Annotated in this window: 9 protein-coding genes; 6 read left to right on the top strand and 3 right to left on the bottom strand. The window is 30.5% G+C overall.

The genetic code is table 11. The annotated features are described in order from the left end of the window. Window positions 1–32: 32 nt before the first annotated feature. The 3 genes from P161_RS0103550 to miaB form a co-directional block, all read right to left on the bottom strand. Window positions 33–527 (bottom strand): LptE family protein, encoded by a 495-nt coding sequence (locus P161_RS0103550; RefSeq protein ID WP_026775691.1) that lies wholly within the window; start codon window positions 525–527, stop codon window positions 33–35. Between the two features lie 100 nt (window positions 528–627). Beyond that, window positions 628–1,851 carry a sigma 54-interacting transcriptional regulator gene (locus tag P161_RS0103545; RefSeq protein ID WP_026775690.1) on the bottom strand — a complete coding sequence of 408 codons (1,224 nt, stop codon included), beginning with the start codon at window positions 1,849–1,851 and terminating at the stop codon, window positions 628–630. 248 nt (window positions 1,852–2,099) lie between these two features. Next, on the bottom strand, window positions 2,100–3,554 hold the full coding sequence (gene miaB / locus P161_RS0103540) for a tRNA (N6-isopentenyl adenosine(37)-C2)-methylthiotransferase MiaB (RefSeq protein WP_026775689.1): 1,455 nt from the start codon (window positions 3,552–3,554) through the stop codon (window positions 2,100–2,102). Window positions 3,555–3,727: 173 nt separating this feature from the next. Here miaB and P161_RS0103530 point away from each other — a divergent pair, with 173 nt between their 5' ends. From P161_RS0103530 to P161_RS0103505, 6 genes are all read left to right on the top strand, one after another. Next, window positions 3,728–5,209 (top strand): sulfatase, encoded by a 1,482-nt coding sequence (locus P161_RS0103530; RefSeq protein WP_026775688.1) that lies wholly within the window; start codon window positions 3,728–3,730, stop codon window positions 5,207–5,209. Window positions 5,210–5,481: 272 nt separating this feature from the next. Continuing rightward, window positions 5,482–6,972 carry a glycerol kinase GlpK gene (gene glpK / locus P161_RS0103525; RefSeq protein WP_026775687.1) on the top strand — a complete coding sequence of 497 codons (1,491 nt, stop codon included), beginning with the start codon at window positions 5,482–5,484 and terminating at the stop codon, window positions 6,970–6,972. A 305-nt stretch (window positions 6,973–7,277) separates the two neighbouring features. Further along, a complete protein-coding gene (locus tag P161_RS0103520; RefSeq protein WP_026775686.1) occupies window positions 7,278–8,018 on the top strand; it encodes an MIP/aquaporin family protein in 741 nt (246 codons plus the stop codon). A 15-nt stretch (window positions 8,019–8,033) separates the two neighbouring features. Next, window positions 8,034–10,826, top strand: a complete 2,793-nt coding sequence (locus P161_RS0103515) for a LuxR C-terminal-related transcriptional regulator (RefSeq protein WP_026775685.1) — start codon at window positions 8,034–8,036, stop codon at window positions 10,824–10,826. A gap of 254 nt (window positions 10,827–11,080) precedes the next feature. Beyond that, window positions 11,081–14,149 (top strand): SusC/RagA family TonB-linked outer membrane protein, encoded by a 3,069-nt coding sequence (locus P161_RS17985; RefSeq protein ID WP_051605653.1) that lies wholly within the window; start codon window positions 11,081–11,083, stop codon window positions 14,147–14,149. Between the two features lie 26 nt (window positions 14,150–14,175). Next, complete coding sequence (locus P161_RS0103505) at window positions 14,176–15,786, top strand: RagB/SusD family nutrient uptake outer membrane protein (protein WP_036841205.1); 1,611 nt, start codon at window positions 14,176–14,178, stop codon at window positions 15,784–15,786. The last annotated feature ends 39 nt before the right edge of the window (window positions 15,787–15,825 follow it).

Here is a 15,825-nt window from a genome sequence, read left to right as displayed (position 1 = left end):
TTTTACTTTTTTATTCCAACTTCCAACTTCCTCTACCACTTTGCAACAGTAGCGTTAAAAATATCTTGTGTAATTCTTTCTATAATTTCATCTAACGCAGTTTCTAAAACCCCACCAACTAACTGTGCATTTGCTGGAAAATCAGCATAAAAAGAAAAGCTTTTTTCAAAGTCTTCCTTTTCTTTTAATCTGTTTGCAAAACGAACATTTACTGTTACTGTTAATCGGTTTTGAGCAGCAGTTTGGTCTGCAGTTCCACTCATGGGTGTTACTCTATAGCCTGTTATTTCGCCACTTAAATACAAATCTGCTTTACTATTTGTAAGTGTTAAATTTGTTTGGCGCGTGTATAAATCTTGCAGATCATTTGTAAAACGCTGTGTTAAAACAGGTTCTACTAATTGTGCTTGATTTGGGAAAAAATCAATTTGAATTGATTCTGCATCTGTGTTTACACCAGAAAATCCGTACACACCACAACCTATAAAAGTTGCTACTATAATGAGTGATAAAATTATTTTTTTCATAATTAATTCTTCAAGGTTCAAGATTTAAGATTCAATGTTCAAGGTTCAAAGTTTCGAGTATTAACGAAAACTCGGAATTTTAAATTTTAAATATTGAATTCTATAAATCGTATTGTTTAATTTTTCTGTAAAGTGTTCTTTCTGAAATACCTAATTCTTTCGCTGCTAATTTACGTTTATTGTTGTTTTTTTCTAAAGACTTTTTAATCATTTCAATCTCCTTGTCTTGTAAAGATAAAGATTCATCTTCTTCAATAGTCTCTATAAAATCATACTCTTTATCAGCAGTAGAATTTTGAGGAATATTCATCACTTCAATATCACTATCTTTTAATTCTTTATTGCTGTAAATTTTTTCTAATAAATGATGATTCTCTTCTTGAACTTCTTCAATATTTCCATTTCGCATCAAATCTAACGTCAATTTCTTTAAATCGTTGATATCATTACGCATATCAAACAAAATTTTATACATAATGTCACGCTCTGTAGAAAAATCGTTCTCTTTTTTACCACCAACAACTGCAGGAAAGTTACCTTTGTTATTAGGTAAATATTGCTGTAATTTTTGAGCAGAAACCACTCTTTCTTCTTCAATTACGGAAATTTGTTCTGCTAAATTTTTAAGCTGACGAATGTTCCCTGGAAAACGATAATTTAGTAAAACTGTGATAGCATTATCATCTAAACGAATGGAAGGCATTCTGTATTTTTGAGCAAAATCTGCTGCAAATTTTCTAAACAGTAAATGAATATCTTCATTTCTATTTCTTAAAGCTGGCAAATGGATTTCTACAGTACTTAATCTGTAATATAAATCTTCTCTAAATTTTTCCTTTTGAATGGCTTCTTGCATATTTACATTGGTAGCAGCAACAATTCTAACATTCGTTTTTAGTACTTTAGAGGAACCTACTTTTATGAATTCGCCATTTTCTAAAACACGTAACAAGCGTACTTGGGTTGTTAAGGGTAATTCACCAACTTCATCTAAAAAAATTGTTCCACCATCAGCAACTTCAAAATAACCTTTTCTGTCTTGAGTTGCTCCTGTAAAAGCGCCTTTTTCATGACCAAAAAGTTCACTGTCAATTGTTCCTTCAGGAATTGCACCACAATTTACAGCAATATATTTTGCATGTTTTCTATGTGATAGTGAATGTACTATTTTCGGAATATTTTCTTTACCAACACCACTTTCTCCAGTTACCAAAACAGAAATATCAGTAGGAGCAACTCTTACTGCTTTTTCTAATGCTCTGTTTAAGTGAATATCGTTTCCAATAATTCCAAAACGTTGTTTTAATGCTTGTATGTTTTCCATAAAAAGGCCCCTTTTAATTTCCCCAAAGGGGAAAACACTCTTGTGTTATTTCTTTTTCTAAATTATATTACCTTATCTTTTTTATCCATAATATTGGAATTCCCTTCCCTTTGGGAAGGATTAGGGATGGGATTTTATCCCCTTTAATTCCCCAAAGGGGAAAAACACTCTTCTGTTCTCAATTTTGTTCTTCTTTTTATGTTTTCCACAACAGTTTCCTTCCCTTTGGGAAGGATTAAGGATGGGATTTAATTATTATCAGAATACCCAACAACAGTTCCTTTTAAAGTTGCAGAGGTGCAGTCTTCAACTTTTACCATTACAAAGTCACCTAATTTATAATCACCTTTGTCAAAAACAGCCACTGTATTTTGCGTGTTTCTTCCTTTCCATTCGTTAGGATTTTTCTTTGAAGTACCTTCAATTAAAAACTCTTCAGTTTTTCCTAAATGTTGTTGTGTTCTAAATAAAGCGTGTTCTTGTTGTAAGTCGATAATTTCCTGTAAACGTCTTTTTTTAGTAGCAAAAGGTACATCATCTTCCATTTTATTACCAGCTAAAGTTCCTGGTCTTTCAGAATACGCAAACATAAAACCAAAGTCGTATTTTACATATTTCATCAACTCTAAAGTATCTTGATGATCTTGTTCAGTTTCGCCACAAAAACCAACAATCATATCTTGAGATAAAGACATTTCTGGAATAATCTTAAAAATATTATCCACCAATTCCATGTATTCTTCACGAGTATGTTGTCTGTTCATCGCCTTTAACATAGCATTAGAGCCACTTTGAACAGGTAAATGTAAATATTTACAAATATTTTTGTGTTTCGCCATTACATGAATTACATCTAAACTCATGTCTTGAGGATTGGATGTTGAAAACCTAAAACGTGTTTTTGGGAATTTTGTAGCACACATGTCTAACAATTCTGCAAAACCAACAGCAGTTGCTTGTTGCATTTCAGAAGCCTTTTTAAAGTCTTTCTTTAAACCTCCTCCATACCATAAAAAGCTATCTACATTTTGGCCAAGCAATGTAATTTCTTTAAAGTTTTTATCAACCATTTGTTGAATTTCCTCTAAAATACTTTTTGGATCTCTACTTCTTTCTCTTCCTCTTGTAAAAGGAACCACGCAAAAAGTACACATATTATCACAACCTCTTGTAATCGATACAAACGCAGTAACACCATTACTATTTAAACGAACTGGAGAAATATCTCCATACGTTTCTTCTTTCGATAAAATTACATTTACTGCATCTCTACCTTCGTAAACTTCTTCTAATAAGTTTGGTAAATCTTTATAGGCATCTGGACCAACAACCAAATCCACAATTTTTTCTTCCTCTAAAAACTTTTCTTTTAAACGTTCAGCCATACAACCTAAAACACCAACTTTCATGTTTTTGTTTACTTGTTTTACAGCATTGTATTTCTGTAATCTTTTTCTAACGGAAGTTTCAGCTTTTTCTCTGATTGAACACGTATTTACCAATACTAAATCTGCTTCTTCTAAGATATTTGTGGTGTTATACCCTTCTTTATCTAAAATTGCAGCAACTATTTCACTATCATTCATATTCATTTGACAGCCATAGCTTTCAATAAATAGTTTTTTAGTGTTTTCCTTTTTATTTTCAGTAATCAACGCTTTTCCTTGAATTTTTTCGTCGATTACTTTTTCGATTTGCTCCATAGTAAAAAAATGAACTGCAAATATACAACCAAAAATGAAAAAATAATGACAAATTGGCAGAAAACAAATGGTCTTTTTATTGATATATCTGTAAAAAAAGGATTTATAATTTGCAGATTTCTTGTTTTTATCAATTTTATTTATAGATTTGAAAATCGATTAAAAACTACTTTATGAAAAAACTACTATATATTGTTGCAGTACTTTTTTTTGTTTCTTGTACAAAAGATCAAAAAGTAGAAACTTCAAAAAAACCAAACATTCTTTTTATAGTTGTTGATGATCAAGGATATTCCGATTTTACACCTTTTAATATCAATGAATCAAATGTATCTACACCCAATATTACAAGATTGGGCAAAAGTGGAAAAGTATATACACAAGCTTATGTTACTGCACCAGTTTGTAGTCCTTCAAGAGCGGGTTTTTTAACGGGTAAGAATCAATTTAGATGGGATAAACCTGCAAGTTGGGGTCCAGGATTGCCAGATTCTGTAAAAACACTTCCAGAATATTTAAAGCAAGCAGGCTATGCAACTGCAAAAATTGGGAAGAATGATTTGGGTAGAAATTTTCATAAAAATAATGTGAGAGAATACCCAACAAATCATGGTTTTGATGAGTTTTTAGGTTTCAGTGCACATGCACATGACTATTGGTTAAACTCTCAAAAAATTAAAGATATAACTCCAGATCCTTTTGGTACAAGTGCTTTGTTAGGGCCTTTAATGCATAATGACAAAGAAAAAAGCTACGAAGAAGGCTATCTAACAGATATTTTTTCTGATGAAGCTATTGATTACATCAAAAAAAGAAATCAAGAAAAACCATTTTTTTTAATGCTTTCTTATAGTGCTGTACATCATTTAATACATGAAGTACCAAAGAAATATTTAGACAAATATGGCGTCAAGGAAATTCCTAATTATCACCCAGATAGTTTAATTGCTTATGGAACAAAAGAAGCAGGAACTTATGCTGCTTATTATGATAAATATTCTAGAGTTGGTGCTATAAATTCAGACGATTTGAGAAAATATTATCTAGCAAATTTAAATTGTTTAGATGATAATATTGGTCGAGTTTTAGATGTTTTATCCGAAGAAAAAATAGACAAAGAAACTATTATTGTTTTTATTTCTGATAATGGAGGTTCGCCTTTAACAGGTTCAAACAATAGCCCATTAACAGGTGGTAAATATTCGCTTTGGGAAGGTGGAATTCGAGTTCCAATGGCTTTGGTTTGGGATGGAAAAGTAGCAGCAAATTCCACACAAGATGCGTATGTTTCTGCTACTGATATTTTGCCAACATTGGTAAATGCAGCTGGAATTACTTTAAATGATGCTACTTTAGATGGACAAGATTTACTTGCTGAAACTGATTCAGAACGTTTGTTAGTTTGGAAATGGCAAAAAAACTGGGCTGTTAGAAAAGGAGATTGGAAATTGACAAATGCCAAAGAAAATCACTGGAAAAGTGAACCAACAGCTTATTATATTGCTCCAATTGTAGACAACAAGGAATTAAAATTATTCAATATTAATAAAGATGCAGGAGAGCGTTTTGATGTTTCAAAAGAACATCCAAAAATTGTAAAAGAATTAGAACTTGCTTACAATAATTGGTATGAAACTAATTATGGGAAATATTAATATTTTATGTTCGATACTTGTATTCGCATTTTGAATCAATTAGCCACGAATTCACGAATTTTAATTGTTGAAAACAAAAATTATTTCACAAATGTAAAATTCCTTTGGAATTTTTTAAAATTGGTGTAATTTTTCTCAATTTATTCAGTAAAATAGATTTTTTAATTCGTGAATTCGTGGCATTTTTTTAAGTATTCATCTTTTCATCAAAAAAAATAATTACGAGGAAGATTTTTTAAATTTTAAACCAAAAACTTTGAAACTATACAATTATGAGCAAATATATTTTAGCATTAGACCAAGGAACAACAAGTTCTAGAGCCATCGTTTTTGATAAAAAAGGAACTATAAGATCGGTTGCACAAAAAGAATTTACACAAATTTTTCCTCAGCCAGGTTGGGTAGAGCATGATGCTGTAGAAATTTGGTCTACACAAGCAGGAGTTGCTGCAGAAGCCATTGCAAGCAAAGGTTTAGAAATGGAAGATATTGCTGCAATCGGGATTACAAATCAGCGAGAAACTGTGGTAGTTTGGGATAAAAATACAGGCAAACCTGTTTACAATGCTATTGTTTGGCAAGATAAAAGAACTTCTGAGTATTGTGATGAATTAAAAGCAGCAGGAAAAGCTGAAATGATTACTAAAAAAACAGGTTTAGTTGTCGATTCTTATTTTTCGGGAACCAAAGTAAAATGGATTTTAGACAATGTTGATGGCGCAAGAGAACGTGCAGAAAAAGGAGATTTGCTATTAGGAACCATCGATTCTTGGTTAGTTTGGAATTTCTCTAAAAAGAAAAAACACATTACAGATGTTACAAACGCCTCTAGAACATTATTGTTCAATATTAATACCATGACTTGGGATGATGAATTGTTAGACTTGTTAACAATTCCAAAATCGATGTTGCCAGAAGTAAAACAATCGAGCGAAATTTACGGACACACAAAATCCACTTTTTTTGACTGTAATATTCCAATTGCAGGAATTGCTGGAGACCAACAAGCTGCTCTTTTTGGGCAAATGTGTACCAAAAAAGGCATGGTAAAAAACACCTATGGAACAGGTTGTTTTATGTTGATGAATATTGGAGATAAACCTATACAATCTAAAAATAATCTTTTAACTACGGTTGCTTGGAAAATCAACAATAAAACAACGTATGCTTTTGAAGGAAGTGTTTTTATTGCAGGTGCAGCAGTTCAGTGGTTAAGAGATGGCTTAAAAATTATCAGAAATTCATCTGAAGTAGAAACTTTAGCAAATTCGGTAAAAGATGCAGATGGAGTATATTTTGTGCCATCATTTGCAGGTTTAGGTGCTCCTTATTGGAATCAAAAAGCGCAAGGAACAATTTTTGGAATCACAAGAGGCTCTACAGATGCACATATTGCCAGAGCAACTTTAGATGCAATTGCTTACCAATCTATGGATATTTTAAAAGCGATGGAAGCTGATGCTGAAATTAAAATTAAAGAATTAAGAGTTGATGGTGGAGCCACTGTAAATAATACCTTAATGCAGTTTCAAGCAGATGTTTTAAACACAAAAACCATTAGACCAAAAGTTGTAGAAACTACAGCAATGGGTGCTGCTTTTTTAGCTGGTTTAGCTGTTGGATTTTGGAAGAGCGAAGAAGAAATTCAAGAAATATGGCAAATAGATCAAGAATTTGAACCAACACAAGAAAGAGAAAAAATTAACAGAAATATAAAAGGTTGGTATAAAGCTGTAAAGGCTTTGGAGTTTTGGACTGAATAACTTTAGTGTAAGTTTTCTTTATAGATAAGTGAGAAAAGGTGAAAGAGAAAAGACTAAATAACTTACGACTTGTGGATGAAAAGGAAACAAGAGACAAGATAAAAACGTTTTAAAGAAGTTTATCTATAAGAACCTTACAATTAAGGAATACATAAAAAAAAGAGAAATAAACGTTGTGCTTTTATGTTTTACAAGAAATAAAATCATAGAGAATAAGGATCAAAAAAATACATTTAATAACTCACATCTTGTAAAAAACTTTACGCCTTCGCGTTTTTGCGAGAAATAAAACCAACTAAAAACCAATGACACCATTTATAGCAGAAATTATAGGAACTTTTTTATTAATTCTTTTAGGTGCAGGTGTTGTGGCTAATGTAGTTTTAGAAAAAACAAAATCAAACGATTTAGGCTGGATGGTAATAACTACAGCTTGGGGTTTTGCAGTTTTTGTAGGTGTTTCTGTTGCTGGGCCAATTAGTGGAGCGCATTTAAATCCGGCAGTAAGTATTGGTTTGGCTGTTGCAGGAAAGTTTGATTGGTCTTTGGTTTTAGAATATGTAATCGCTCAATTTATAGGGGCAATGTTAGGTGCTTTTTTTGCTTGGTTAATATATAAAGACCATTTTAAAGCCACTAAAAATGGCGAATTAAAAAAAGCTGTTTTTTGTACTTCTCCAGCCATTAGAAATTACACCAGCAATTTAATTAGTGAAATTATCGGCTGTTTTGTGCTGGTTTTTGTGGTTTTATATTTTACAGATGCCAATTTAAATGATGTTGAAAATGGGGTAATTCCTATAGGTTTAGGTTCTTTGGGTGCTTTACCTGTTGCAATTTTAGTTTGGGTAATTGGTTTGTCTTTAGGAGGTACAACTGGCTATGCAATTAACCCAGCAAGAGATTTTGGACCAAGAATAATTCATGCAATATTGCCCATAAAAAACAAAGTTTCTAACGATTGGAGTTATGCTTGGATTCCTGTTCTTGGACCCATTATTGGAGCAGTTTTAGCAGCAGGTTTATTTTTAATTTTATCAACTTAATACTATTTAGAAAAGATGAGTTTTAAAAAGAATCTATTTTTACTCTTTTTTTTTATTTCTGGCATTTTCATTGGTCAAGAAATTCCACCAATTTTAAAATTCCAACCAGAGGATTATCGTTCTGAAAACCAAAATTGGGCAATCACTCAAAATAAAAACAAAACCATATTTGTTGCCAATAATGAAGGTTTATTAGAATTTAATGGAGCAAGATGGACGCTGAACCCTTCTTCTAACAGCACTGTTATTAGATCTTTGTTTGCAGATGAAGATAAAATTTACAGTGGAGCTTATATGGAATTTGGTTTTTGGAGAAAAGATCAAAAAGGGATTTTAAATTACAAATCCATCTCAAAAAAAATAGAAAATGAGCTTTTTGAAGACGAGAATATTTGGAATATCAAAAAGTATCAAAAATGGATTTTATTTCAATCTTTTCATCGAATTTATTTTTACAATATAGAAACTGAAGAAATAAATTATCTAACAGATTTTAACAATTATTATCGAATTTTTGAGATAGATGCTGTTATTTATATTTTTAAACAAGATGGAACTCTAGTAAAATTAGAAAACGGAAAAGAGGTTTTAATTACAAAATTTCCAGATGATTATAACGTTAAATTAGTTTTAAATCTATTTAAAATTGATAACAATTATTTGGTTTTAACAAGGAGTGAAGGTTTTTTTCTTATTGAGAATGATGTTGTTAGTAAATGGGATGCACCTGTAAATAAGGAATTTACAAAAGATCAAATATTTTGCGGAATTCGTTTAAGAGATAATTCTTTTATGTTGGGTACTATATCTAATGGTGTTTTGCATATTTCATCAAAAGGAGAAGTTATTAATAGAATAGATCAAACTGTTGGCTTAACTAATAATACAGTTTTGTATTTGTATGAAGATGTAGATGGTAATGTGTGGTCTGCTTTAGATAATGGCATAAATTGCTTAAATAATCAATCTTTTATCAAAGAATTTAATGATGATGATGGTCATTTTGGAACCACCTATTGTTCCTTAAGTTTTGAGGATAAAATTTATATTGGTACAAATCAAGGACTATTTTATAAAGCTATAAATACAAATGAACCTCTAAAAAAAGTTTCAGGAATTACAGGTCAAATTTGGTCACTTTTTGCTACAAATGGCGATTTGTTATGTGGACATACTTCAGGTACTTATCAAATTAAAAATAATTCAGCTTTAAAAATTACTGACTTTTCTGGAACGTGGAATTTTAGAGAAATCCCTGAAAAATCAAATTTAATTTTACAAGGTCATTACTCAGGAATGAGCATTTTAGAGAAGAAAAATGATGTTTGGCAATTGAAAAATAAGCTGAAAGGTTTTCAGAACTCCGCGCGTTTTTTTGAATTGATAAATCCAAAAGAAATCTTTGTGAATCATGAATATAAAGGGGTTTATAAATTGGTTTTTGATGATGATTATCAGAAATTCAAAGAGAATATTTTATTATCATCCATAGAAAAAGGAAAAGGATCTGGTTTAACAAAGTACGATGATGATCTTCTTTATAGTTATAAGAAAGGTGTTTTTAAGTTGCAAACATCAACAAATACCTTTAAAAAAGATAGCGTTTTTAGTTCGCTTTTTTCTTCTGACGAATATGTGTCTGGAAAACTTATAAGTGATAAAAATAATAAACTTTGGTCTTTTAATAAAAGCACGATTAGTTACTTAGAAAAAGGGCCTATCGAAAATAAGTACAGTCTTAATTTTATTCCGGTTCAAAGTTATTTAAGGAAAACAACCGTTAGTTTTGAAAGTATTTCAAATGTTTATAATAACCATTATTTGATAGGAAAAACGAATGGGTATTTATTGCTAGATTTAGATAAGAAACAAGATTTTGCGCATAAAATTTATTTAAATACTATACTCCTTAATAACGTTGATACTTTAGAGATTAATTTACAGAAATCTGGAGATTTTAAGGCGAATCAAAATTCAATTGAATTTCAGTTTAGCAGTCCTGTATATAACAAATACCAGTTTATAAATTATCAGTATAAAATAAACGACAATAATTGGATCGATTTAGGAAGTTCATCTTATTTAAAATTTGAAAATTTATCATTTGGAACGTATAAAATAAGTTTGAGATCAGTTATTGCAAATCATTTTTCAGAGAACACAATTACTTATAATTTTAGGATTAATCCACCAATATATTTTACAACAACAGCAATTGTGTTGTATGTTTTGCTTTTTTTATCAGTTGTGTTTTTTGTACATAAATTATATAAAAAGGATTATAGAAAACGTCATAAAAAATTAGTAGAACACAATTTTAGGCAGCTAGAGGTTCAAAAAATTAAAACGGATCAAGAAGTTATAAAGTTAACAAACGAAAAACTAAGCCAAGAAATTGAAAGTAAAAATAGAGAGTTGGCAATTTCTACCATGAGTATTATTAAAAGAAACGAGTTTTTAAGAAGTATTAAAAAGGAGTTGAAACAAAACCCGCAAATAGATGATTCAAATCCTATTTATAAATTAATTGAGAAAAATTTAAATAGCACAAAGGATTGGGACTTTTTTAAAGAGGCTTTTAATAATGCAGACAAAGACTTCTTAAAACGTGCAAAAAAATTACATCCTGATTTAACGCACAACAATTTAAAATTTTGTGCATATTTAAGGTTAAACTTAACCTCCAAAGAAATTGCACCTTTATTAAATATCTCTGTAAAAAGTGTAGAAATTAGAAGATATAGATTAAGAAAAAAGTTGAATTTATCTTCAAAAACTAATTTAACAGATTATATTTTGAGTATTTAACTTGTAAACCACCTCTACATCACCTCTACATTTTTATGTTTTATATTTTTATATCCTATTAAAAATATCAATTTCCTTATATTTAATAGTGTTTTTTGATAAATTGATAATAAGTAGGTTTTTTGTAAAGGTTAAATTAACACTACAAGCTTAATTATAAACATATATTTGATTCTAAGTTAATGTTATGTTAATGTCGTTACAATTAGACGTTCATAATTTCGGCAAATAATTAAAACCAAAAATCATTTACGATGGTCAAAACAATTAATCAAAGAAAACAAATAGTGGTAGCTTTTTTGTTCTTTTTTGCATTCAGCATTTCAGCTTTTGCACAAAAAACAATAAAAGGAACAGTTTTAGATGAATCTGGCATGCCTTTGCCTGGAGCGTCTGTTTCAATAAAAGGAACAACAAAAGGAACCTCCACAAATTTTGATGGAGAATTTTCACTAACAGTAAGTGAAAATGCTAAAACTTTAATTATAGCTTATTTGGGTTATAAAACTAAAGAAGTTGCTATTACAACAAGTCCTATAAAAGTAACTATTTTACCAGAAGAAAATTCTTTAGATGAAATTATAGTTGTGGGTTATGGAACTAGAAAAAGAAGCGATTTAGTTGGTGCTGTTGCAAAAGCAGATTTATCGAAAGCAACTGCAACTCCAACATCTGATGTAACAGAAATGTTAAGAGGTAGAGTGTCTGGTTTACAAGTAGATGTTGGTGGAGGTTCTTTAAGACCTGGAGGAACCTCAGAAATCTTATTAAGAGGTAGAAGTTCTATTGAAGGAAATGTAAGTGGAATTTATGTGGTAGATGGTATTATAAGAGAAGGTGGTATCGAAGATATTAATCCAGATGATATAGAATCTATTGAAGTTTTAAAAGATGCTTCTGCTCAAGCAATTTATGGAGCCAAAGGTTCTAATGGTGTAATTTTAATTACTACTAAAAGAGGTGGGAACAATAAAGTAAACGTCTCTTACCATGGATTTTTAACAACAAAAACGTTAGAAAGAAATTTTGACGTTTATAGTGGTCAAGAATTTGCACAATTAAGAAGAGAAGCAGTAAGATCTACGAATGCAAATGATGAATATCCAAATGATGCAGATATTTTTAGTGCTATTGAATTAAATGCAATCAATAATAACGAATTTGTAGATTGGGAAGAAGAGTTAGTAGCTCCTGGTATTGTAAATAGCCATTCTTTAAGCATTGTTGGTGGTACAGAAATGACCAAAGTTTATGGAAGTATTAGTTATTTTAATGAAGAAGGTATTATACCCTCATCTAACTACACAAGAAAAAATTTACGTTTAAATGTAGATCAAAAAATAACAGATAAAATTTCAGCAAGATTTGATATTAACATTTTAAATGATTTATCTGAAAGAGCTGCAAATGTAAATGTTATTACAACATCTCCTTTAGGAAGAGCTTATAATGATGATGGAACTATAACTCGTTTCCCAAGTGGTGAGGATGGTACTGCAATTAATCCTTTGTGGAATTTAAGAGAACAAGATCATGATGAAAAAGGAAATGATTTTGTGGTAAACTTTATACCAACGTATCAAATTACTGATGATTTAAAATATCAATTAACAACTTCTTTAACTAGAAAAACTTCAGAAAGAGGTCAATATCAATCTTCTTTAAGTAGTGCAGGAGATTCTGATAGAGGAATTGCTAGGATAGACAATCAATTAAGAGAAGCATTTTTTATTGAAAACATTTTAACATACAATAAAGAGTTTAATCCAGATAATATTTTCAACCTAACATTGGTGCAAACTATGGATGAGAATAAGTTTACCCAAACTTTTACGGAAGGTAGAGGTTTTCCTAACGAAAGCTTAGGGTATGATGGAATTACCAATGCTATTGGAGGTGTGGATGTTTTTCGTAATAAAACAAAAACAAGAAATTTATCTTACATGGCAAGAGCTCGTTACGATTTCTTGAACAAATACCAAATAGTTGGTACTGTAAGAAGAGATGGTTCTTCTGTAAATGCAGCAGATTTTAAATGGACTACAAACCCAGCAATTGGTCTTTCTTGGAAAGCACATAATGAGGAGTTTATTCAAAATTTAGAGAAAATTCAAGAATTGAAATTAAGAGTAACCTATGGTTCTTTAATTAATTCGTTAAGTACACCATACACTTCTTTGTTTACTGCAGAAGGGCAAAATTATATTTTTGATGGTCAATCTGCTTCTGGGTATTCACCTTCGGTAATTTTACCAAACCCAAGTTTAGAGCATGAAAGAATAACAACGTTAAATATTGGTTTAGATTTTTCTGTTTTTGATAGATTTTTATCCGGTAGTATAGAATATTATGATCAAGTAACTTCTAATTTATTGTTAAGAAGAGGAGTGCCTTCTACAACTGGTTATCAATTTACATTCTTTAATGCAGGTGAAGCTAAAAACTCTGGTTTAGAATTAAGCTTAACAGCAAATTTAATTAATAATGATGATTTTAGATGGTCAGTTTCTACAATTTGGTCTAATAATAAAAACGAATTATTATCTTTATATAATGATGGTGAAGGAAACGCTATTTTAGAAGATGATGCTTATAATTATTATGTTGGGCAACCAACCAATGTTTTAAGACAATATCAATTTGATGGTATTTGGCAAGAAGGAGATGATTTTGCAAATGCACCACAAGCCAATCCAGATTCTGCTCTTACACAAACAGATTTAAGGCCTGGAGATATTAAAATTAGAGACACAAATGGTGTGGATGCAGATGGAAATTTAACAGGAGTTCCTGATGGAAAAATAACGCAAGAAGATAGAGTTTTTACAGATCCAAATCCAGATTGGTTTGCATCTTTTTCATCGACTATGCAATACAAAGGCTTTGATTTATTTTTAGATTTCTATGCAGTAGAAGGAGCAACAAAAGTAAATCCATTTTTATCAGACTTTAATAATGGAGGAACTATTTCAGGAAAATTAAATGGGGTTAAAGTACCCTATTATACTCCAGAGAATCCATCAACAACATTTCCAAGAGCAAATTTTGATGCAGCTCCTCAATACTTAAATTCATTAGCAATTAAAGATGCGTCTTATCTAAGATTAAGAACTGTAAGTTTAGGATATACTTTACCAGATGCACTAACTACTAAGTTACAATTAGACCAAATTAAAGTATATATTACTGGTACCAATTTGTTTACAAATACAGATTATATTGGGTACAGTCCAGAGGTTAATATTAGAAGTACGTTTTCTAATGCAGATACTGGTTATCCAGATGCAACAGCGTTTACTTTTGGAGTAAAAGTTAAATTATAATATAAATCATCATAAAAAATAATATTATGTATTCAAAAATTAAAAAAAGCACATTACTATTAGCGGTTCTGTTTTTGGTAGTGTCGTGTGAAAATTATTTAGATGAACAACCAACCACATTAATAGATGCAGATTATATTTATACTACAGAAGAAGGTTTAAAATCTGGTGTGGTAAGTTTATATAAATTTGAGCGAGATCGTTATGACAGAGGTAATGAAGATTATATGGGTGCTGTATTATTGCAGTCAAGATCAGATTTAGTTTTTAGTAGAACTGGTTATACAGGTTTAATGGGTAGATATCAAAGAGGTATTTCACCAGTAGATTTTGGCTCAAACTTAACATCAACATTATTCTGGAAACATTATTATAATATTACAAACAAAGCTACAGATATTATAAATGCAGCTGAAGTTGTAGAAGGTGTAGACCAAGCAACAAAAAACCAAATAATTGCAGAAGCAAAATTTTTTAGAGCACATTCTTACTTCTTTTTATATAGAATGTATAAAAACATATTTGTAACTACTAAATCTGTAACAGTAGAAAATGCTTTCGATGTTGTGGAAACAAGTTCTACAAAAGAAGAAATTTTCTCTTTAATCAATAGCGATTTACAATTTGCAGTAGATAATTTACAATGGAATGTTAATTTTGGAAGAATTTCTAAAGGAACAGCAAAACACGTAAAAGCAAAAGTTGCTATGTGGGAAGGTAATTGGGATGAAGCAAAAAAACAAGCTTTAGATGTTATCGAAGATCCATTGAGTCCTCATAGTTTAGTGGCAACAACTGCAGATGTTTTTAAAGGAAATAAAAATAATTCAGAACAATTATATGTTATACAAACAGATAATGAACTTTTAGGTGGAGGAGATGTTACAATGATGAATGCAAATTTTGTAACACAATATTTTCAAATTCCAGGAATAGTAGAAGAATTGGAGCAAGGAGGAAGAGGTTTTTCTAGAGTGATTCCTAATAATTATTTATTAGATTTATTAGCTGAAGATCCTAATGATACTAGAGATGATAATACCTACTTTAGGTTAAATTACTTTTATAATGATGTAAATAGTTTGCCAGCTGGTAAAAATGTAGGAGATACAATTGATATTTATAAACCAATATCAGCAGCAAATCCAAATGGAGTGCAATACCAAAGATATTACCAAAGATTGCATCCATCTTGTATTAAATTTAACGAAGAAGATGATGATGAAACATCCTATAGAAATAGAACTAGTGCTTTAGTGTATCGATTGGCAGAAACCTATTTAATTGCAGCAGAAGCTATAATGCGTTCTTCAGGAGATCCTTTACCATACATCAATGCTATAAGAACCAGAGCAAATGCAGCTCCAGTTACAACAGTTTCAGAACAAATAATTTTAGATGAAAGAGCTAGAGAACTATCTTTTGAAGGGCAACGTTGGTTTACTTTAAAGAGAATGGGTCAAGATGTTATCAACCGTCAAATTAGAACCTATGCTGGAGATGGAGAGTTTTTTCCTGCCAATTTAGGAGCTAAAGATCCAAGAACAAACTGGCAAGATCATTTTATTAATTGGCCTATTTTTCAAGAAGATTTAGATCTTTTAGGGCCTAATTATCCTCAAAATGATGGGTATTAAATCTATAAAATAATACCTTAATTTTAAGCTGAGTATCGA

The organism is Polaribacter sp. Hel_I_88 (assembly GCF_000687935.1).
In the GTDB taxonomy this organism is placed as follows: domain Bacteria; phylum Bacteroidota; class Bacteroidia; order Flavobacteriales; family Flavobacteriaceae; genus Polaribacter.
The sequence above is the reverse complement of the archived record's forward strand: the minus strand, read 5'-3'. Positions and strand labels throughout refer to the sequence as shown.

Coding starts and splice junctions, on each gene's coding strand:
- P161_RS0103550 (WP_026775691.1), bottom strand. CDS start 527: ATGAAAAAAATAATTTTATCACTCATTATAGTAGCAACTTTTATAGGT.
- P161_RS0103545 (WP_026775690.1), bottom strand. CDS start 1,851: ATGGAAAACATACAAGCATTAAAACAACGTTTTGGAATTATTGGAAAC.
- miaB (WP_026775689.1), bottom strand. CDS start 3,554: ATGGAGCAAATCGAAAAAGTAATCGACGAAAAAATTCAAGGAAAAGCG.
- P161_RS0103530 (WP_026775688.1), top strand. CDS start 3,728: ATGAAAAAACTACTATATATTGTTGCAGTACTTTTTTTTGTTTCTTGT.
- glpK (WP_026775687.1), top strand. CDS start 5,482: ATGAGCAAATATATTTTAGCATTAGACCAAGGAACAACAAGTTCTAGA.
- P161_RS0103520 (WP_026775686.1), top strand. CDS start 7,278: ATGACACCATTTATAGCAGAAATTATAGGAACTTTTTTATTAATTCTT.
- P161_RS0103515 (WP_026775685.1), top strand. CDS start 8,034: ATGAGTTTTAAAAAGAATCTATTTTTACTCTTTTTTTTTATTTCTGGC.
- P161_RS17985 (WP_051605653.1), top strand. CDS start 11,081: ATGGTCAAAACAATTAATCAAAGAAAACAAATAGTGGTAGCTTTTTTG.
- P161_RS0103505 (WP_036841205.1), top strand. CDS start 14,176: ATGTATTCAAAAATTAAAAAAAGCACATTACTATTAGCGGTTCTGTTT.